Annotated in this window: 22 protein-coding genes; 11 read left to right on the forward strand and 11 right to left on the reverse strand. The window is 61.5% G+C overall.

Features of this window, described 5'->3' with window-relative positions:
* Positions 1 to 26: 26 nt before the first annotated feature.
* The 4 genes from ACI3GR_RS11735 to ACI3GR_RS11750 form a co-directional block, all read right to left on the reverse strand.
* Positions 27 to 494: an NUDIX hydrolase gene (locus ACI3GR_RS11735; RefSeq protein ID WP_407494705.1), complete on the reverse strand. Its 468-nt coding sequence runs from the start codon at positions 492 to 494 to the stop codon at positions 27 to 29.
* A gap of 168 nt (positions 495 to 662) precedes the next feature.
* Positions 663 to 1826 carry an alpha-hydroxy acid oxidase gene (locus ACI3GR_RS11740; protein WP_407494706.1) on the reverse strand — a complete coding sequence of 388 codons (1164 nt, stop codon included), beginning with the start codon at positions 1824 to 1826 and terminating at the stop codon, positions 663 to 665.
* A 63-nt stretch (positions 1827 to 1889) separates the two neighbouring features.
* Positions 1890 to 2681 carry a tryptophan synthase subunit alpha gene (gene trpA / locus ACI3GR_RS11745; RefSeq protein ID WP_407494707.1) on the reverse strand — a complete coding sequence of 264 codons (792 nt, stop codon included), beginning with the start codon at positions 2679 to 2681 and terminating at the stop codon, positions 1890 to 1892.
* A 92-nt stretch (positions 2682 to 2773) separates the two neighbouring features.
* A complete protein-coding gene (locus tag ACI3GR_RS11750; RefSeq protein WP_407494708.1) occupies positions 2774 to 3769 on the reverse strand; it encodes a polyprenyl synthetase family protein in 996 nt (331 codons plus the stop codon).
* Positions 3770 to 3857: 88 nt separating this feature from the next.
* On the opposite strand from ACI3GR_RS11750, the gene ACI3GR_RS11755 reads away from it, so the two are divergent.
* The 3 genes from ACI3GR_RS11755 to ACI3GR_RS11765 all read left to right on the forward strand — a co-directional run bounded on the left by ACI3GR_RS11755 (position 3858) and on the right by ACI3GR_RS11765 (position 5101).
* Positions 3858 to 4073, forward strand: a complete 216-nt coding sequence (locus tag ACI3GR_RS11755; protein ID WP_407494709.1) for a putative signal transducing protein — start codon at positions 3858 to 3860, stop codon at positions 4071 to 4073.
* Positions 4070 to 4834 carry a tRNA1(Val) (adenine(37)-N6)-methyltransferase gene (locus ACI3GR_RS11760; protein WP_407494710.1) on the forward strand — a complete coding sequence of 255 codons (765 nt, stop codon included), beginning with the start codon at positions 4070 to 4072 and terminating at the stop codon, positions 4832 to 4834. Before ACI3GR_RS11755 ends, ACI3GR_RS11760 begins: the two co-directional genes overlap by 4 nt.
* 99 nt (positions 4835 to 4933) lie before the next feature.
* A complete protein-coding gene (locus tag ACI3GR_RS11765; protein WP_407494712.1) occupies positions 4934 to 5101 on the forward strand; it encodes a YdcH family protein in 168 nt (55 codons plus the stop codon).
* Here ACI3GR_RS11765 and yddG read toward each other — a convergent pair whose 3' ends face one another.
* From yddG to ACI3GR_RS11795, 6 genes are all read right to left on the reverse strand, one after another.
* Entirely contained in the window at positions 5102 to 5998 is an 897-nt protein-coding gene (gene yddG / locus ACI3GR_RS11770; protein WP_407494714.1) for an aromatic amino acid exporter YddG, read from the reverse strand.
* 168 nt (positions 5999 to 6166) lie between these two features.
* A complete protein-coding gene (gene phbB, locus ACI3GR_RS11775; RefSeq protein ID WP_407494715.1) occupies positions 6167 to 6889 on the reverse strand; it encodes an acetoacetyl-CoA reductase in 723 nt (240 codons plus the stop codon).
* Between the two features lie 71 nt (positions 6890 to 6960).
* Positions 6961 to 7785 (reverse strand): patatin-like phospholipase family protein, encoded by an 825-nt coding sequence (locus ACI3GR_RS11780; protein WP_407494716.1) that lies wholly within the window; start codon positions 7783 to 7785, stop codon positions 6961 to 6963.
* Between the two features lie 40 nt (positions 7786 to 7825).
* A complete protein-coding gene (locus ACI3GR_RS11785) occupies positions 7826 to 9001 on the reverse strand; it encodes an acetyl-CoA C-acetyltransferase (protein WP_407494717.1) in 1176 nt (391 codons plus the stop codon).
* A gap of 119 nt (positions 9002 to 9120) precedes the next feature.
* Positions 9121 to 9960, reverse strand: coding sequence for an EAL domain-containing protein (locus ACI3GR_RS11790; RefSeq protein ID WP_407494718.1), 840 nt, complete (start codon positions 9958 to 9960; stop codon positions 9121 to 9123).
* An 87-nt stretch (positions 9961 to 10047) separates the two neighbouring features.
* Complete coding sequence (locus tag ACI3GR_RS11795) at positions 10048 to 10620, reverse strand: TlpA disulfide reductase family protein (RefSeq protein ID WP_407494719.1); 573 nt, start codon at positions 10618 to 10620, stop codon at positions 10048 to 10050.
* A 21-nt stretch (positions 10621 to 10641) separates the two neighbouring features.
* On the opposite strand from ACI3GR_RS11795, the gene argH reads away from it, so the two are divergent.
* The 5 genes from argH to ACI3GR_RS11820 are packed head-to-tail and all read left to right on the forward strand — an operon-like array spanning position 10642 to position 16444.
* Positions 10642 to 12033: an argininosuccinate lyase gene (gene argH / locus ACI3GR_RS11800; protein ID WP_407494720.1), complete on the forward strand. Its 1392-nt coding sequence runs from the start codon at positions 10642 to 10644 to the stop codon at positions 12031 to 12033.
* Entirely contained in the window at positions 12030 to 12179 is a 150-nt protein-coding gene (locus ACI3GR_RS11805; protein ID WP_407494722.1) for a hypothetical protein, read from the forward strand. Before argH ends, ACI3GR_RS11805 begins: the two co-directional genes overlap by 4 nt.
* Complete coding sequence (locus tag ACI3GR_RS11810; RefSeq protein ID WP_407494723.1) at positions 12179 to 12493, forward strand: DUF2834 domain-containing protein; 315 nt, start codon at positions 12179 to 12181, stop codon at positions 12491 to 12493. The genes ACI3GR_RS11805 and ACI3GR_RS11810 overlap by 1 nt, the downstream gene beginning before the upstream one ends.
* Before the next feature lie 20 nt (positions 12494 to 12513).
* Positions 12514 to 13779 carry a diaminopimelate decarboxylase gene (gene lysA, locus ACI3GR_RS11815; RefSeq protein ID WP_407494724.1) on the forward strand — a complete coding sequence of 422 codons (1266 nt, stop codon included), beginning with the start codon at positions 12514 to 12516 and terminating at the stop codon, positions 13777 to 13779.
* Between the two features lie 31 nt (positions 13780 to 13810).
* The gene (locus ACI3GR_RS11820) at positions 13811 to 16444 is read left to right on the forward strand and encodes a TIGR02302 family protein (protein ID WP_407494725.1); all 2634 of its coding nucleotides are present in this window, start codon (positions 13811 to 13813) and stop codon (positions 16442 to 16444) included.
* An 18-nt stretch (positions 16445 to 16462) separates the two neighbouring features.
* Here ACI3GR_RS11820 and ACI3GR_RS11825 read toward each other — a convergent pair whose 3' ends face one another.
* Positions 16463 to 17389, reverse strand: a complete 927-nt coding sequence (locus ACI3GR_RS11825) for a zinc-ribbon domain-containing protein (RefSeq protein WP_407494726.1) — start codon at positions 17387 to 17389, stop codon at positions 16463 to 16465.
* A 148-nt stretch (positions 17390 to 17537) separates the two neighbouring features.
* Between ACI3GR_RS11825 and ACI3GR_RS11830 the strand changes: the two genes are divergently transcribed.
* The 3 genes from ACI3GR_RS11830 to ACI3GR_RS11840 are packed head-to-tail and all read left to right on the forward strand — an operon-like array spanning position 17538 to position 19836.
* The gene (locus ACI3GR_RS11830; protein ID WP_407494728.1) at positions 17538 to 18215 is read left to right on the forward strand and encodes a cell division ATP-binding protein FtsE; all 678 of its coding nucleotides are present in this window, start codon (positions 17538 to 17540) and stop codon (positions 18213 to 18215) included.
* Positions 18212 to 19114 (forward strand): cell division protein FtsX, encoded by a 903-nt coding sequence (locus ACI3GR_RS11835; RefSeq protein ID WP_407494729.1) that lies wholly within the window; start codon positions 18212 to 18214, stop codon positions 19112 to 19114. The genes ACI3GR_RS11830 and ACI3GR_RS11835 overlap by 4 nt, the downstream gene beginning before the upstream one ends.
* Positions 19111 to 19836, forward strand: coding sequence for a lysophospholipid acyltransferase family protein (locus tag ACI3GR_RS11840; RefSeq protein ID WP_407494730.1), 726 nt, complete (start codon positions 19111 to 19113; stop codon positions 19834 to 19836). Before ACI3GR_RS11835 ends, ACI3GR_RS11840 begins: the two co-directional genes overlap by 4 nt.
* The last annotated feature ends 7 nt before the right edge of the window (positions 19837 to 19843 follow it).

Consider the following 19843-nt stretch of genomic DNA (forward strand, 5'->3'; position numbering starts at 1 on the left):
GCGAAAACGTCTGCGGATCAAATCCGTCAGGCGACGGGACGGAACTCTTCTAGGATGCGTTGTAATTCGGGCTCGTCCACCAGCGCGGCGGCTTCGGACGGGTGAACCCACTTCCGGCGGCGCTGGCCCGCTTCGGGATAGTCGTCACGCAGCTCTTTGACCCAGACAGGATAGACGAGCGTGTCGACCATCATGCCCCAGCCGTTCTTTTTCTTCTCGTAGGTGTACGATCCAATCGGCGCACCGGGGGTTTTACCTTCACGCACGCCAGCCTCTTCCCAGGCTTCCTGAAGCGCCGCCTCGGCGGAGTTCATGCCGTTGATTGGCCATCCTTTGGGAATGATCCAGCGGCCTGTACCGCGGCTGGTGATCATCAGCACTTCGGTGTCGTCATCGGCCCCACGATAGCACAGCGCGGCCACCTGCAAACGCTTTGGGCGTTGCAGCATAGGCTGTACGAATCCGCTCCATGCAGATTTGAGGTGGTGGATCATGGGTGACTGCCGAATGTCTTTTTGGTTTTCTGTTATTTAGCAGCTTTTCCGGCTGACGGAAATAGCTACAGGATAAAGCTGTATCGTTTTGGCGTCACTTCAAGCGACGGCTGTGCATTTTTACAGCACGCCGCCCTGCTTTTTGACTGTTCCGATGGGGCTAAAGGGTTACGCCCAAGTGCCCGAAAATCCTTCGGGCACCAGAATACTGTCGCGGCCTACGTCTTTGATGTCACGTTTGCCCGTGAACGCCATCGAGATATCAAGCTCATTCCGGATGACATCCAGCGCCTTGGTGACGCCTGCCTGACCCTGCGCACCAAGCCCATGCACGAAGGCGCGGCCTATGTAGGTTCCGGTGGCGCCCATGGCGATGGCTTTCAGAACGTCCTGACCAGAGCGGATGCCGCTGTCCAGATGCACCTCCAGATCGCCGCCGACGGCTTGCAGGATCGGGTCCAGTGCGCGGATCGACGACAGCGCGCCATCCTGCTGACGCCCGCCGTGGTTCGACACGACAATCGCATCGCAGCCGACCTTCTTGGCCATCACCGCATCTTCGGGGTCCAGAATACCCTTAAGGATCACGGGACCGTCCCAAATCTTCTTGATCTCTTCGATCTTGGACCAGTCGAGTTTCTGGTCAAACTGCTGCGCGGTCCATTCGCCCAATTTGGACGTATCTTCGACGCCCTTCACATGGCCGACGATATTGCCGAAGCCGCGCCGCTTGGTCTGCAGCATCTCGATCCCCCACTTCCATTTGGTCATCAGGTCGGCGATGACGGCAGGGGTCAGTTTTGGCGGCGCGGAGAGGCCATTTTTCAGGTCTTTGTGCCGCTGACCAAGGATTTGCAGGTCCAGAGTGATGACCAGCGCCGAACACTTGGCATCCTTCGCGCGGCCGATCAGGCGGTGCAGGTAATCCTGATCCTTCATTGTATAAAGCTGGAACCAGAAGGGCTTGGTCGTCGCTTCGGCCACATCTTCGATCGAACAGATCGACATGGTGGACAGTGTGAAGGGTACGCCGAAGGCCTCGGCCGCTTTGGCGGCCTTGATCTCTCCGTCAGCGTTCTGCATGCCGGTTAGCCCCACGGGGGCCAGTGCGACGGGCATCGATACGTCCTGACCGATCATCTTGGTGGCCAGCGTGCGGCCTTCCATGTTCACGGCGACGCGCTGGCGCAGGCGGATGTCGTTAAAATCCGAAGTGTTCTCGCGGAAGGTCTGTTCGGTCCACGACCCGCTTTCGCAGTAATCGTAGAACATCTTGGGCGTGCGCTTTTTGTGCAGCTGCTTCAGATCGTCAATGCAGGTGATGACGGGCATAGGAACCTCCCCCTTGGTTGCTTGGGTTTAGCAACGGGGAAGGGGGGCTTCAATAGAGGGTGATCAGGCGCTATGCGCGCCGTCGGCCAGAGCCTTCACGTAGGCCGCAACCTCTTCGGTCGATTTGCCGCTGGCGATTTCCGCCACGATGGCAGAGCCGACAACGCTGCCGTCAGCGACCGAAGCAATTGCCTTCGCCGTCTCGGGCGTCTTGATGCCGAAGCCAACGATCACGGGCAGGTCGGTCTGTGCCTTGATGCGGGCGACTTCGGGGGCGACGTCATCCGCCTGCGCTTCGGCCGAGCCGGTGATGCCGGTGATCGACACGTAGTAAACAAAGCCCGAGGTGTTCTGCAGCACTTTGGGCAGACGCTTGTCGTCGGTTGTCGGGGTCGCCAGGCGGATGAAGTTCAGACCGGCCTTCTGCGCCGGAATACAAAGCTCGTAATCTTCTTCTGGCGGCAGGTCCACGACGATCAGGCCATCAATGCCAGCGGCCTTTGCGTCGGTCAGGAATTTGTCCACGCCGCGGCTGAAGATCGGGTTGTAATAGCCCATCAGCACGATCGGCGTGGTGTCGTTTTCCCGGCGAAACTCTGTCGCCATGTCCAACACCTTCTGCAGCGTCATGCCTGCGTTCAGCGCGCGCTGACCAGCCAGCTGGATCGTTGGGCCGTCTGCCATGGGATCGGTAAAGGGCAGGCCCAGTTCGATGATGTCCACGCCTGCGTCCGGCATGGCGCGCAGGATGTCCATCGACTTGGCCTCATCCGGGTCGCCGGCCATCATATACGCGACGAAAGCCTTTTTCCCCTCAGCGCGGAGGCGGTCGAACGTGGCGTCGATTCTGGTCATGGTGATCCCTTCCGTGGCCCTTTGGCGGGGCCCAGACACGGGCCGCGCCCTGACTTGCCCAAAACCGGTGCTGGGGTCAAGCGGCGCGGGCCTTAACGTAGCCGCGCAACAACATAATCTGCCAAATCGGACAGATGCGTTTTCAGGATGTGATCGGGCAGGGCGTCCAGCGATGATTTGGCGCGGTCCGCCCAGTTAAGTGCGGTGTGACGGGTCGACTCCAACGCACCGTGTTTGTCCAGCAGCGCGCGGGCGGTCGTCAGATCCTCATCGGTCTGTTTGCCCTTTTCGATGGTCCGCACCCAGAAGGCGCGTTCATCGGCATCCGCTGCGGCAATCGCGCGGATCAGAGGCAGGGTCAGTTTGCGTTCACGGAAATCATCCCCGACGTTCTTGCCGGTAGTGGCCGCGTCGCCCTGCCAGTCGAGCAGGTCGTCGGCCATCTGGAACGCGATGCCAAGCGCGTCACCGTAATCAAACAGCGCCTGAACCTGAGCGGTATCTGCGCCAGCAATCTCGGCCCCGGCTTCGGTCGCGGCCGAGAAAAGCGCGGCGGTCTTGCCGCGGATGACTTGCAGATAGACATCTTCGGTCGTGCCAAGATTTTGCGCGGCGGTCAGCTGCAGCACTTCGCCTTCAGCAATCGTGGCGGCGGCGTCGGACAGGATGTTCAGCACCCGCAGATGTCCCGGTTCGACCATCAACTGAAACGCCCGAGCGAAAAGGTAATCGCCGACAAGCACCGAAGATTTGTTATCCCACAGCAGGTTCGCGGTCGGACGACCACGTCGCTGTGCGCTTTCGTCCACCACGTCGTCATGCAGCAGCGTGGCGGTATGGATGAATTCGACCGTGGCCGCCAAATGGATGTGGAAGGGGCCGTCATAGCCGCACAACCGCGCCGCGGCCAAGGTCAGCATCGGACGAATACGTTTGCCACCAGCGTCGATCAGATGCGCGGTCACCTCGGGGATACGGGGCGCGTGTTTCGACGCCATGCGCTCTCGGATCAGGGCGTTCACGTTATCCAGATCGTCCGCCAGCAGGACGGCGATCGCTTCGTGCGGTTTTTCGACCGGTTTATCCAAGCCGGGGTATCCCTTGAACTTCGTGGCGGCCCGCGTCGTGACATGCGCGTCTCGACAAACAGGGCACTTATGGTCTTATGTCCGAACCGTGGAACAACTTTTACGTACGAACAATATGGCCGACATGGCCTTTGCCCAAGCTTTGCTTCAGGGCGAGGGTATAGACTGGTTCGAAATGGACGTAAATATGAGCGTCCTTGACGGGTCCATTGGCATTTTGCCGCGCCGCCTGATGGTGCGGGCCGAGGATCTGACCCGCGCGCAACGCGTGCTGACTGACAACGGGTTCGAGCTGGAAGCATGAACGACGCAGCAGAGATCACGCGCAACACCATGTTGGGCGGTCGTGTCATTCTGCATCAACCGCGACGCGGCTATCGCGCTGGGGTCGACCCGGTGTTTCTGGCTGCATCCGTATCCGCCACGGCAGGGCAGAGCGTTTTGGATCTGGGCTGCGGGGTCGGAGCGGCGGCGCTGTGCCTTGGGGTGCGGGTGCCCGGTCTGCGTCTGGTAGGGTTAGAGCGGCAAGGGGAATACGCGGCGCTGGCGCGGCAGAACGCCCAAGAAAATCAGCAGTCGTTCGATGTGATCGACGGCGATCTGACCATGATGCCCCCAACCTTGCGTCAGGAAACGTTTGATCATGTCATCGCCAACCCACCATATTTTCGGCGCGACCAGACCACGCCTGCCGCAGACGCCGGACGTGAAACTGCGATGGGAGAGGATACGCCGCTGGAGGCTTGGGTCGATGCGGCCGCGCGGCGGTGCAAACCGCAGGGGACGGTCAGCTTTATTCATCGGACCGAACGATTGCCGGATTTGTTTGGGCCGTTCAGTGCGCGACTCGGTTCGCTTATTCTGACGCCGTTGATTCCCCGTGTGGGGCGTGACTCCCAGCTTTTCATTCTACAGGGGCGCAAGGGTGGGCGCGCCGCGTTTCGTCTCCGCCCCGGGTTGGTGGTGCATAGCGGGACCGCCCACGAAACGGATGGCGTCGACTATACCCCTGAGGCGACAGCACTTCTTTCCCAAGCGTCAAGCTTCGCGGAACTCGGGCTTTAACACTTCTTTAACGGTGTCGGCAGATGGTTGCAGGCGCAGCGTGACAGAATTGTAAAACTGTGGTCCACTGTTGTTATTCGCAACAGAGAGGAGACTAGAATGAGCTTGAGTTCGCACCTGGAAGAACTGAAGAAGAAACATGCATCCCTCTCGGTCGCTGTCGAAGATGCGCAGCGGTCGCCCGGGGTTTCGACCTTGGAAATCAAACAGTTAAAGAAGGAAAAGCTGCGGCTGAAGGAGGAGATCAGCCGACTTTCCATGCACTGATCAGCCCTTGGGCGTGTCCTGCGGGACGACGGGTTTGGGCTGACGCAAGCTGGCGGCGGCAGCAAGTGCTGCGCCGCCCGTGATCAGCGCGGTGGCGAAGGCCAGCCGCGCAGTTGGTTCGGCAATTCCCACGGCGACAAGGACCAAGGTCGACAGCAGCGGCGCGGCATAGGACGCCACGCCGAGGATCTGTATGTCACCCTTCTTGACGCCGATGTCCCACGTGTAGAACGCGAGGCCCACCGGGCCGAGGCCAAGCGCGATGACCGAGAACCAGCCGATAGCCCCGGCGGGGGCTGTCGTGGTCTCAAATATCAGGTGCAACAGCACGGACAGAACTGCCGTGATCAGGCAGAAAACCGTGACGACACTGGTCGGAACGGTGCCGAACCTGCGCGACAGAACCGAATAGCCGGACCATGTCAGCGCGCAGGCCAGCGCAAGGCCATAGCCCAGCAGGTAGTCGGACGACACATCATTCACGCCCCCGATGATCAGCGCCGCACCACCGAAGCCCGCCAGCGCGCCGATCAAATGGCCCGCGCGCAAACGCTCTCCCGGCAAAAGGCCAGAAAACAGCACGATCAACAGCGGCCATAGGTAGGCGATCAATCCCGCCTGGGCCGGTGGCGCGTTCCGAAGCGCCGCGAAATACAGCGCGTGATAGCCGAACAAGCCGATGGTGCCCAAGGCCAGCGCGGGCAGTGGGATATTGCGCAAAGTTGTCAGCTGTCCGGTCGCTGCGGTCCAGATCACCCCGATCGTGCCGCCAATGGCAAAGCAGATGGCGTTAAGTTGCAGCGGTGGGAGCGGCGCGCTGCCAACAGTGAACAGCGCCAGAAGGGCCCATAGAAGGACCGCGGTAAATCCGATGGCAGTGGCGCGAGGTTTGGTCATAGTCGTCCTCTTGCGCGACCGCGGCTTGGGCGTCAACGCTCAGGGGGCGCTGCCCCCGTCGCTGGCGCGACTCCCCCGACGGTATTTATCGACCAGAAGAAGCTAGAAACCCGCGAAAAAGGCGCCGGTCTGGGACGCGGCGCCTTTGACGTTTCGTTTTGGTCGGGATCAGACGAAGAACTGACCGCCGTTCGCCGTGATGGTCGAGCCATTGATGAAGCCCGCGTCGTCAGCGGCCAGAAAAGCCACGCAGCGCGCGATTTCCTCGGGCTCACCCAAGCGACCAGTCGGGATTTGGCCGATGATGGCTTCGCGGACCTTTTCAGGCACAGCCATGACCATGTCAGTAGCGATATATCCGGGGCAGATGGCGTTTGCAGTGATGCCCTTGGACGCGCCTTCCTGCGCCAGAGATTTCACGATGCCCAGATCGCCTGCCTTGGTCGCTGCATAGTTCACCTGGCCGAACTGACCTTTCTGGCCGTTGATCGAAGAGATTACGATGATCCGACCAAAGCCGCGTTCCCGCATGCCGGGCCACACAGGGTGCACGGTATTGAAAACGCCGGTCAGGTTGGTGTCGACGACCTCTTTCCACTGGGCGGGCGTCATTTTGTGGAACGGCGCGTCGCGGGTGATGCCTGCGTTGGCGACGACCACGTCGATGGGGCCCAGTTCGGATTCGACCTGTTCGATACCGGCCTTGGACGCGTCGTAATCGGCCGCGTTCCATTTGTAGGTCTTGATGCCGGTTTCCTCGGTGAACTTTGCGGCGGCTTCGTCGTTGCCCGCATAGGTCGCGGCGACGGTGTACCCTGCGTCGTTCAAAGTCTTGGAAATCGCTGCGCCAATGCCGCGCGATCCTCCGGTGACGAGTGCTGTGCGTGCCATGATGTCCTCCACTAAGGCATTGTTCAGGTAAGGTTGTTACCGTGGCGGGCCAAGATGCGCAACAATATTACCTAAGCGTTTCTTAAGTATTTTTGGGCGTCTTTGACCCCCTGCGACCAAGTATCGCGCAGTTTTGTCGGATCGGTGAAATCAATTTTGTCCGCAGCGGTTTCTTCGCTGGGCGAAATATAGGTGCGGCCCTCGATCTCGGGGATGCGTTTGTAATCCCGCGTCAGCAGAATCATCGTATCGCCATGGTCCGGGTCGGGCATCGGGGCCTGATCTGCCATGCCGCCGTCGACGACGCGGCGGTCGTTCCATAGCTCTGGTTCGAACACCGGGGGGATCACGGCGGCGGCGTTGATCAGATCGACCAGCTTGCCGTTGCGCGCGGCTTCGTTCGCGTCGACCAGATTGGCCGTTAGCCCCATCTTTTCGGCCCAGTTGAAATGCGGCGAATTGATTGTGTGCAGTTCGACCTCATAGGCGGCGGCGAGAGCGGTGCCGGTCAACGTGGGCAGACCGGTCGAGGGGGGATGCGCGATCAGGATCTGGAATTGCGGGCCGTCTGCGATCTTTTGCGTCAGGGTGTCGTCAAACACCTCTTCGACCACGCTGCAATACAGGCGCTGGTGCGGGGTGATGCCATCGTCGTCGGGGTCGAACAGGCCGATGTTGCTGTCGCGTTTTTCGAAAGCGTCGCACATGACGTTCAAAAGGCGGTCTTCGGTGCCTGATAGCCATGCGGCCCCGGCCAAGGCCCCGCCAGATACGCCGGTGACCCGTTTAGGGCGCAGCGTGCGGTGCTTTTCGATCTCGGACAGAAAGCCGCCCTGCCAGAAACAGCGCAGTCCGCCGCCGGAAAAGACGATTTGATCGGGGTTATCTGGGATCATAATGAAGAACGGGCCCGCGTGGGGCCCGTCACAATCTTTATCAGTCGCGCTCTAGGCACATGGCAACGCCCATGCCGCCGCCGATGCAGAGGGTCGCCAGACCCTTTTTCGCCCCGCGACGCTTCATTTCGAACAGCAGCGTGTTCAGAACGCGTGCGCCGGATGCGCCGATCGGGTGGCCGATGGCAATCGCGCCGCCGTTGACGTTCACGATCTCGGGATCCCAGCCCATGTCCTTGTTCACGGCGCAGGCCTGTGCAGCAAAGGCTTCGTTCGCTTCGACGAGGTCGAGGTCAGATGGTTTCCAGCCCGCTTTTTCCAGCGCTTTGCGCGACGCGTAGATCGGGCCGACGCCCATGATCTTTGGGTCCAGACCGGCGGTCGCGTAGGATACGATACGGGCCAGCGGTTCGATGCCACGCTTTTCGGCGTTTTCGGCTGTCATCAGCAGGGCGCCCGCGGCACCATCGTTGATGCCAGAGGCGTTGGCCGCAGTGACTGAACCGTCCTTGGTGAAGGCCGGGCGCAGTTTCTGCATGGCTTCGATCGTTGCGCCATGGCGGATGTATTCGTCCTGATCCACGACCGTTTCGCCCTTGCGGGTTTTCACGGTGAAGGGAACGATTTCATCTTGGAACTTGCCAGCCTTTTGCGCGGCTTCGGCCTTGTTCTGGCTGGCGACGGCGAATTCGTCTTGTTGTTCGCGGCTGATCTGCCACTTTTCCGCAACGTTTTCAGCGGTCTGGCCCATGTGGTAGCCATTGAACGCGTCCCACAGGCCGTCTTTGATCATCGAGTCGATGTATTTCACGTCACCCATTTTGTGACCTGCGCGCAGGTGCGCGACGTGTGTGGACAGCGACATGCTTTCCTGACCGCCTGCGGCCACGATATCCGCGTCACCCAGCTGGATGTGCTGCGCGCCAAGTGCCACGGCGCGAAGGCCCGAGCCACAGACCTGGTTGATGCCCCATGCTGCCGATGCTTCGGGCAGGCCGGCGTTGATATGGGCCTGACGGGCGGGGTTCTGGCCCTGACCTGCGGTCAGAACCTGACCCAGGATGGTTTCCGATACTTCATCGGCGCTGATGCCTGCGCGCTTGACCAATTCTGCCAGAACGGTCGCGCCAAGTTCGTGCGCCGGGGTGTTTGCGAAAGAGCCGAGAAAAGAACCGACAGGGGTACGGGCTGCCGAAGCGATGACGACATTGGTCATGGATGATCCTCCGATAAATGACGCAGGGAATTCTCCCCCCACGTCTCCATGCCCTTCGCCTAGCGTAAATCGCTGCGATTCTCAATCAGCCCCTTGCCGATCAGCCGTTGTGTCGCGGCTTATCCAGCGGCAACGGACGCCTTGGGGTTTTCCCATGGGCGGCGCAGCGTTGGCGCGGCGTAATGGAATCCCTGCAAGCAATCGATGCCGGAGCTGATCATCCAGTCGGCATCGGGTTCGGTTTCGACCTGTTCGGCAACCGTCAGCATATCCATCTGTTCAGCGATGGCGATCAGGGCGCGGGTCAGCACCTGATTGTCAGGATCCCGCGCCACGTTGCGGACGAATTGGCCGTCGATCTTGAGAATGTCGAACAGGAAATCGCGCAGGTACCTGAACGACGTGAAGCCAGCGCCGAAGTCATCAAGCGCAAAGCTGATCCCGTGGCGGCGCATCTGCGACATGAAATTGACGACCAGTTCCGGGATCAGCATGGCCGAGCTTTCCGTGATTTCGAGAATCAGTCGTTCGCCAATGGTCCGGTCCTGCATCAGGGCCTTGCGCAGGATGCGCATCCATGCGGGATAGCCGATGGAGCGGGCCGAGAGGTTCAGGGCCAGTCGGATATCCGGACAATCCGCCAGCGTTTTCAAACCGATGTCCAAAGCAGCGCAGTCGATCAGGCGGCCTGTTTCCGTGGTTTCGACAGCGCCGATGAAATCGCCCGCCGGAATGATGCGGTTGGTTTCGTCGAATATGCGGATCAGCCCTTCGTAATAGGCGATGCGATCGGGGGCCCGGGCCTGAACCACGGGCTGGTAAGCCAAGGCCACATGCCCATGTTTCAAAGCGGCCTGAACCATTCCTACGGTGCCCCGATCACGGCACGCTACTGCGTAGCTAAGCGGATCCAGTTGTTCACTGGGAATGTCGAATACTGCGTTCTTGTCACGTGCCATCTGTCGGGCCCCATATCACCAACCACCTACAGTGTGCCGGTCGGGGCCTTAAAAAACCGCTAAGATGTGCGGCGAAAGTTGGATGGTCTACCCGGCCGTGTCCTTGGCGATCAGGGCCTCGACAATCATGCGGGCGCTGTCGCTATGCCAATCGGCAGTGCCGGTTAGCCGGGCCAGTTCCTGCCCGTCGCGATCCAGAATCACGGTCACAGGAAGGCCCAGAACGCCAGCGGCACGGGCCAGACCGCTGCGGGGGTCACGATATTTCGGCAGTGTGGTCACGCCGATATCGTCGAAAAAGGCGTCAATGGCGGGCGGCGCATTGGGCCCCGTTGCTACCGTGACCACGGCAAAATCATCGCCGCCGTATTCTTGCGACAAGGATTCCAGCGTCGGCATTTCTTCGCGGCAGGGGGCGCACCACAGCGCCCAGAAGTTCACCACCGTGATCTTGCCTGCATAATCGGCCAAGCTGACCTTGCCATCCGGCCCGTCGAATTCGACGGTCGGCATCGGCTTCGCTTCGGAATGCACCACCAGTTTGCGCAGATCGCCGTCACGTAGATCGGAAATCCCTTGCGCCTGCGCCAGATTGGGCCAGCCGGCGTTTGCAGTAACGATCAACCCCGTATAAAGGAGCGCTTTGAACAGGTTTCTCATTTTACCTCTCAAGGGTGGCTTATGACCGACAAGAGCGCGAACCAGATGTGGGGTGGCCGTTTCGCCGCCGGACCCGATGCAATTATGGAGGCGATCAATGCCTCGATCGGGTTCGATCAGCGAATGGCGGCACAGGACATTGCCGGTTCACGCGCCCATGCGGCCATGTTGGCTGCGACAGGCATCGTAAGCGATAAGGACGCAGAGGCTATGAGGGAAGGGCTTCTCACGATCTTGTCAGAGATCGAAGGGGGCCAGTTCGCCTTTTCCACCGCGCTGGAAGACATCCACATGAACGTCGAAGCGCGCCTGAAAGAGGTGATCGGCGAACCCGCGGGGCGTCTGCACACGGGCCGGTCGCGCAATGATCAGGTGGCCACCGATTTCCGGTTGTGGGTGCGTGATCAGGTCGATGCGGCGATCGACGGCCTGCAAGCTTTGATGCAGGCGCTGCTGGGTCAGGCAGAGGCCGGGGCCGATTGGGTCATGCCCGGGTTTACCCATCTTCAGACGGCTCAGCCTGTGACTTGGGGCCATCACATGATGGCCTATGTGGAAATGTTTGGGCGAGATCTGTCGCGGTTCCGCGATGCGCGGGTGCGGATGAACGAATCCCCGCTTGGTGCGGCGGCGTTGGCGGGCACGTCTTTCCCGATTGACCGGGACATGACCGCGCAAGCCTTGGGCTTTGACCGCCCGATGGCCAATTCGCTGGACGCCGTGTCGGACCGTGATTTCGCGCTAGAGTTTCTGGCCGCATCCTCGATCTGCGCGATGCACCTGAGCCGGATGGCGGAAGAACTGGTGATCTGGTCTTCGGCCCAGTTCCGGTTCGTCACCCTGTCCGACCGCTTTTCGACCGGGTCGTCGATCATGCCGCAGAAGAAAAACCCCGATGCGGCGGAACTGATCCGTGCCAAGATCGGGCGGATTTTCGGGGCGAACGTCGCGTTGATGACGGTGATGAAGGGGCTTCCGCTGGCCTATTCCAAGGACATGCAGGAAGACAAGGAACAGGTCTTTGACGCTGCCGACAACCTGATGCTGGCGCTGGCTGCGATGACCGGGATGGTCAGCGACATGACCGCCAATCGCCCGTCGCTAGAAGCTGCGGCGGGGTCGGGCTTCTCGACTGCGACCGATCTGGCCGATTGGCTGGTGCGTGCACTGAACATGCCGTTCCGCGATGCGCATCACGTGACCGGATCGTTGGTTGCCATGGCCGAGGGCAAGGGCTGCGACCTGCCAGACCTGACCCTTGAGGACATGCAATCGGTGCACGACAAGATCACCGCAGACGTGTTCGACGTTCTGGGCGTGCATAATTCCGTCGCGTCGCGCATGTCCTATGGCGGCACGGCGCCGACGCGTGTGCGCGAACAGATCGCCCGCTGGCAAGAGGCGCTGAAATGACCCGTTTCGTCACGATCATCGCGCTGGTCGCTTTGGCCGCGCTGGTCGCGGCCTGCGGCGTCGATGGTGAACCGGAAAAGCCCGAAGCCACGCCCGAGCCCGGCATCACAGTCAGTGGCCGCGCCGCGGTCGGGGTTATGTTCTGATGTCTGTACTGCGCATCCTATATCTCGCTCTGGCGATCTGGGGCGCGGTGCATCCGATGTATTACTTCGTGTCGTGGTTCGGCGAAAACGGCTTTGACGGGGCCGCGCTGGTGGCCGCGTGGACGGCAAATGACGCAGTTATGGGCCTGTCACTTGATCTGGTGATCGCGGCGATCGCGCTGATCCTCTGGATTCTGGCCGAGGTCGCAGTGCGTCGCAATTGGGTGGCCTTGCTGGCCATCCCCGCGACCTGCCTGATCGGCGTCAGCTGCGGGCTGCCGCTTTATCTTTTCCTAAGAACACGGGCCGTCTAAGGCCCCCGCAAAGGACCGCTATGGATCATTTCCTTTATCGCGATGGCGAGCTGTATGCCGAAGATGTCCCCGTGGCCGAAATTGCGGCCGAGGTCGGCACGCCGTTCTATCTGTACTCCACCGCGACGCTGACCCGCCATTTCCGCCTGTTTGATGAGGCGTTGGATGGCATGCCGCATATGGTCTGCTACGCGATGAAAGCGGCCTCTAATCAGGCGATCCTAAAGACTTTGGCGGCGGCTGGCGCCGGCATGGACGTGGTGTCAGGCGGCGAATACGCGCGGGCCATCGCGGCGGGTGTGCCGGGCGAGAAAATCGTCTTTTCCGGCGTCGGTAAGACCGAAGAGGAGATGCGCGCGGCGTTGGAAGGTGGCATCCGTCAGTTCAATCTGGAATCCGAGCCAGAGATGGAGCGACTGAACCGCGTCGCCCTGTCGATGGGCAAAATCGCCCCGGTGACGGTGCGTGTGAACCCCGATGTGGACGCAAAAACGCATGCCAAGATTGCGACGGGCAAGTCAGAGAACAAGTTCGGCATTCCGATCGCGCGGGCGCGCGAGGTCTACAATCACATCAAAAGCCTGAAGGGTTTGAAAGCTGTCGGCATCGACGTGCACATCGGCTCTCAGCTGACCGATCTGGAACCCTACCGCTTGGCATTTCAGAAGGTCGGTGAGCTGACGGATGCCCTGCGCGCCGATGGCCATGACATCCAGCGCCTTGATCTGGGCGGTGGCCTTGGCATTCCCTACACCCGTGGCAATGAGGCGCCGCCGCTGCCGATGGATTACGGCAATCTGATCCGCGAAACTCTGGGTGACAAAGGCTGCGAGATCGAGATTGAGCCGGGCCGACTGGTCGCAGGCAATGCGGGCATCATGGTCAGCAAGGTGATCTACGTAAAGTCCGGCGAAGGTCGGGATTTCCTGATCCTCGATGGGGCGATGAACGACTTGATCCGTCCCGCCATGTACGAGGCGCATCACGATATCGTCTCGGTGGTCGAACCGGACGCGGGCATTGATTACCAGCCGTACGATATTGTCGGTCCCGTTTGCGAATCGGGCGATACTTTCGCCAAGCAGCGAATGATGCCGCCACTTGGCGAAGGGGACCTTGTCGCCTTCCGCTCGGCCGGGGCGTATGGGGCCGTGATGTCCAGCGAATACAATTCGCGCCCCCTGATCCCTGAAGTTTTGGTCAATGGGGATCAATTCGCTGTCATCAGACCCCGTCCAACCTTTGACGAGATGATAAACCGCGATACGCTTCCTGCATGGCTATAGGGGGCCATCCGCCCCCGGCCGAAGGAGCCGCATGTCAGATCGCACCCTTTTCGCCGACACCCTGAACCGCATTGCGCGGCCCCTTTCGCTGACGCGCATGGGCATGGTGGCGGAACGATTGGCGCGATCTTTCTGGCCGCTCTGGACCGTCCTTATCCTGACACTGGGCCTGCTGATGCTGGGCCTTCACGACATGGTTCGGGTCGAGGTCGTCTGGGCCGTCGGTGGTGTTCTTGGGCTGCTGGCCGTTGCTTTTCTGGGCTACGGCCTTTGGACGTTCCGCTGGCCCAAGCGGGAAGAAGCGCTGCTGCGGCTGGACGGGTCGCTGAATGGCCGTCCTTTGCAGACATTGCGCGATGCACAGACCATCGGGTCTGGCGATTTCGGGTCGGAATCTCTTTGGCAGGCGCATCAGCGACGCATGGCGGACCGCGCCGCAGCCGCCCGCGCCGTGGATCCAGACCTGCGTGTCAGCAGCCGCGACCGGTTCGGCCTGCGCTTTGTCGCCTTGGCGATTTTGATGGTCGCGATGCTGTTCGGGTCGTTCTGGCGCGTCGGGTCTGTCGCGGGCATGGCCCCGGGTGGCGGGGCGGCGCTGGCTGCGGGTCCTAGCTGGGAAGGTTGGATCGAACCCCCGGTCTACACCGGCCTGCCTGTCCTTTATCTTGCCGATCAGAACGGCGAAATCCGCGTGCCGCAGGGCAGCAAGGCGACCATCCGATTGTATGGTGAGGTCGGCGCCCTGTCTGTGGACCAGACAGTGACGAACGCCCAAGAAGACCCTGCCGCCATCACGCAGGCTTTCGATCTGGAACAGGATGGCGAACTGTCCATCAACGGTCCCGGCGGTGAGGCTTGGACCGTCGCATTGACGCCCGACACCGCCCCGACCGTCACCGTGACCGGAGAGGCCGAGGCCAGCATTCGTGGCGAGTTCAAACTGCCTTTCGAGGCGTCTGACGACTACGGCATCGAGATGGGAGAGGCCGAGATCACGCTGGATCTGGCCAATGTCGACCGCCGCTACGGCCTTGAGATCGCCCCGGAAGACCGTGAGGTGATCCGCCTGCCGCTGCCCCTGCCGATCGCTGGTGACCGCACCGCTTTCACTCAGGAACTGATCGAAGACCTGTCCCTGCACCCATGGGCTAATCTGCCCGTGCAGGTGACCCTGCGTGCGACGGATGCGGCGGGCCAGACCGGCGCGTCGGACCCTTTCGAAACCCGTCTGGCGGGGCGTCGATTTTTTGACCCGTTGGCAGCTTCACTGATCGAACAGCGCCGTGACCTGCTATGGAACCGCGACAACGTGCGCCGCATCGTTCAGGTGATGAAAGCCGTGTCGTGGGAACCCGAAGGTCTGTTCCGCAGTGAAACGGTCTATCTGCGGATGCGGGTGTTGCTGCGCCGGATGGATACGGTCAGCCGCTATGCCTCACTGAGTGACGAACAGGTCGAAACCATGGCGCAGGATCTATGGGATCTGGCGCTGTTGATCGAAGACGGCGATCTGGAAGACGCTCGCGAACGGATGCAGCGCGCGCAGGAACGTCTGTCCGAAGCGATGAAAAACGGTGCCTCTGACGAAGAGATTGCGCAGCTGATGCAGGAACTTCGCGACGCCACGCAGGATTACATGCGCCAGCTGTCTCGCGAAGCGGCCGAAGATGGCCAGATGGGCGAAGAGCTGTCGGCCGAGCAGATGGAAAATGCGATGCGTCTGTCTCAGGACGATCTGCAGCAGATGATGGACCGCATCCAGGAATTGATGGAGCAGGGCCGCATGGCCGAGGCGCAGGAAGCGTTGGAACAGCTTCAGCAGATGATGGAAAACATGCGCGTCACCCAAGGTCAGCAGGGTCAGCAGCAATCGCCGGGTCAGCAGGCGATGGAAGGGCTGTCGGAAACCCTGCGCGATCAGCAAGGCCTGTCGGATCAGGCGTTCCGTGACCTGCAAGAACAGTTCAACCCGAATGCCGGTCAGGGTGACAACCCGCAAAACCAAGGGCGCGACGGCAATCAAGGTCAGGGCCAGCAGCACGGTCAGGGCATGCAGCCCGGGCAACGTCAGGGTCAACAGGGTCAAGGTCAGCAACAAGGCCAAGGCCAGCAGGGTGGCGAGCAATTTGGTCAGCAACAACCCGGACAGGGTCAGGGCCAAGGCGACATGGCCGGTGATCTTGCTGGTCGCCAGCAGGCGCTGCGCGACGAATTGAACCGCCAGCGCAACAACCTGCCCGGCATGGGCGGTGAGGCCGGAGAGGCCGCACGCGAAGCATTGGAACGCGCCGAACGCGCCATGCGCGGGGCCGAAGAGGCGCTGCGCGGGGATGATCTGGCCGAGGCGATCGATCAGCAATCCGAAGCCATGGACGCGCTGCGCGAAGGTATCCGCAACATGGGCGAGGCGATGGCCGAAGAACGTCGTCAGGCTCAGGGTCAGCAGGGCGAGGCCAATGGCAACGCCGGTGGGGAACAGAACGATCCGCTTGGCCGCAGCTCTGGCACTAACGGTGACATGGGCAGCCAGCAGGACATGCTGCAGGACCGCGACGTCTATCGCCGCGCGCTGGAGCTTGAGGATGAACTGCGCCGTCGATCCGGCGAAGGTGACCGCCCCGAGATCGAGCGGGAATACCTAAAGCGCCTTCTAGAGCGGTTCTGATCTAATTCGGAAAAGCGATTAATTACTGGCGTCGGGCGCAGGCTCGGCGCCCGTGTCGGGGGCGACCTCGGTCGACATGTCGTCCAGTTTCTGCGCCAGTTCTGCGGCCTTGGTATCCAGCCAGACACGGCCTTGATCCACCGCAGCGACATAGCTTTCCATCGCACCGGCCAATTGTGGAATGGCTGCCGCGATCTTGGGCGCTTGCAGATAGATGACCGCGCCGACGATGGCGAGGATCAGGATCGACATGAACCCGCGACGGAACCCGCTGCGCTGCTGCTTGGCAGCGGCACGGGCGCTGGTGCGTTCCGGACGGCGCATGGTTTCGCCCTTGCGCCGGAGAGTGGAATTGATCTCTTCGATATCCGGCAGCAACTCACGCCGCGACCCGCTGTCTTCTGTCTTAGGGCGGGGCGGCTCTGCGGCTTGGGTCGTGCGGGCGCGGGCCAGCCGATTTTCGGCCAGACTTTCGCGTTTGGCCGTGGCCGGGTCTGGCACGCCCAAGCCAAGGTCCGGCTGGCTTTCCAGCGGATCGCCCTGACGCGCACGGGATTCGTATTGCGCCTCTTCCTGCAGGATCGATTTAACTTCGGGTGACAGGGGTTTGCGGCGCAGGGGTTGCTGTTCTTCGGGCACCGGCGCGGGCTCTGGTGTCTCGTCCTCCCAGTCGGAGGCATCGCCCAGGTCCTCTTCCTCATCCGCCGTGTCGTCAGCGCTGCCGTCATCCCAGCCGTCGTCGAAATCTTCGTCCTCGGCATCGTCATAGCGGCTGCTGGCCGTCTGGGCGGGCGCATCCTGTGCCGCGTCTTCCGGCATGTGGTCCGGATGGTACTGAAACCACGTGTCACCGCAGTTGGAACATTGCACATCGCGACCGGACGCGGGCATCACCTCGTCCGGAACTTCGTATTCCGCGCCGCAATTCGGGCAAGTTAACCGCATCGCACTTCCGCCTGCATCTGCCGGTAGCTCATTAACATTACCTTATCTTGTATTCTCTTGTGGTAAAAACGCAATCGTCAGCCAGCTTGATCCAATTGAATCCTGCGCGCCTCTGGTGCAGATAAGACGGGCAGAGTGAGGGCAAAACGTGATCGAGTTGGAAAATCTGGCCTATTCCTACGGCGGAGGGGAGTTGTTGAGCGACGTGTCGCTGAAACTCGCGCCGGGGTCATTTCATTTCCTGACAGGTCCGTCCGGCTCGGGCAAGACGACGTTCCTAAAGCTTTGCTATGGCGCGCTGGTGCCAACTGCCGGATATGTCAGGATTTTCGACCAAGACGTCCGAGAGATGACGCGCGACGACGTGGCCCAGGTGCGGCGTCGGATCGGCGTGGTGCATCAGGATTGCCAGTTTCTGGACCACCTGAGCCTTTATGAAAACGTCGCGCTGCCCCTGACGGTCGCTGGCCGCGACGTGCAGAGTGAGGCAGAGAACCTGTCCGATCTGCTGACGTGGTGCGGACTTAGTGCGCGGGCCAACGCGCTGCCGCCGCAATTGTCTGGCGGGGAACGGCAGCGGGCGGCGTTGGCACGGGCCGTGATCCTGTCGCCGGACGTTGTGCTGGCGGACGAACCCACCGGGAACGTCGATTGGGAAATGTCGCAGCGTCTTTTGCAATTGCTGGTCGAGCTGAACCGCATGGGCAAAACCGTTTTGATTGCCAGCCACGATCTGGGCCTGATCCGCGCCGCCAAACAGCATGTGCAGGCGCGGGTTCTGCGGATTTCCAATCGGCGCCTGCAGCTTGCGGGGGCGGACCTGTGAGGGCGCCGACGCTGATCAAGGAATTTCTGTCGGGCGATGGGTCAGCCGACCGCGTCGTTCCACCCTCTGGCCAATCGGCACACCTGACGCTGTTCGCGGCGGCGGTTATGGCCTTTCTGACGGTCTTTGCCCTGGCGCTTTCCCTGGCGGCGGGGCGTCTTGCTGACCGGTGGGGAGAGGACTTGGCCCGTGCCTCCACCGTGCGGATATCCGCGCCCGAAGATCAGATGCAGGTGCAGACGGATGCCGCCCTGCGCGTGCTGCGGTCCACCGAAGGGGTGGCCGAGGCGCGCGCCCTGACAGCCGAAGAACAGCGCGCCCTGCTGGCCCCGTGGTTCGGCGCAGACGTGCCGGTAGAAGAGCTGCCGATCCCGCAGTTGATCGAAGTGATCGAAACGGACGACGGCTTTGATGCCGCTGGTCTGCGCCTGCGGCTTCAGGCCGAAGCGCCCGGCGCGCTGCTGGACGATCACACACGCTGGCGGCGGCCCTTGGTGGCGGCGGCCAATCGCCTGCGAACGCTCGGGGTGTTTTCCATCCTGCTGATCGGCGGGGCGATGGCGGCGATTATCACGCTGGCGGCGAACTCTGCCCTAGCCTCAAACGCGCGTGTGATCGAAGTGCTGCGCCTTGTTGGCGCCGAAGATCGTTACATCGCCCGCGCTTTCGTGCGTCGGTTCACGCTGCGGACATTGGCCGGGGCTTTCACCGGCGTCGTTCTGGGTACACTGGCGATCTTATTCCTGCCTTCGGCCGGAGAGGACATCGGCTTTTTGACCGGCCTCGGATTTCAGGGTGGGGAATGGTTCCTGCCGATCCTGATCCCGGTGATCGGGGCAGGCGTGGCCTATCTGGCGACACTGCGCGCCTCGCTTCGGGTGCTGGGGGCGCTGACATGATCCAATATATCCGGTCGCTGATCTTCATCGTGCAGATGTACCTCGCGATGGCGATCATGGCGCTGTACTACACGCCGCTGGCGATCTTCCGGCGCGACTCGGCCTATGATGCTGTGAATGCCTATTGCCGCTACGTGCGCTGGTCGGCGCGCTGGATGGTCGGGCTGCGATCCGAAGTACGCGGCCCAATTCCAGAAGGCGAGGTTCTGATCGCCGCCAAACACCAAAGTTTTTTCGACATCATCCTGATCGTCAGCGAAGTCCCGCGACCCAAGTTCATCATGAAAGCCAGCTTGGTTTATGCGCCGATCCTGGGCTGGTTTGCGTTGCGCATCGGCTGCGTGCCAGTGGATCGTGGCAAGCGGGCCGAGGCGATCCGCCAGATGATGAGGGGTGTTACGGCAGGTGACGCGCCGCGCGGCCAGTTGATCATCTATCCGCAGGGCACACGCGTGGCACCCGGGGTGGTTATGCCTTACAAGGTCGGGTCCGCTGTGATCTACGAAGAAACTGGTCAGGTCTGCGTACCGGCCGCCACCAATGTGGGCGTGTTCTGGCCCCGGCAGGGCATCCTGCGGAAGCCGGGCCTAGCGGTGGTCGAGTTTCTGGACCCGATCAGCCCGGGTCTGAGCCGCAACGAATTCATCAGCGAACTTGAGTCGCGGGTGGAAGAGCGCAGCAACGCGCTGATGGTCGAGGCCGGATTTCCCCTGAAAGGCTGAAACGAAA

The sequence above is a fragment of the Pseudooceanicola aestuariicola genome (assembly GCF_045763785.1).
Classification (GTDB): Bacteria; Pseudomonadota; Alphaproteobacteria; order Rhodobacterales; family Rhodobacteraceae; genus Pseudooceanicola.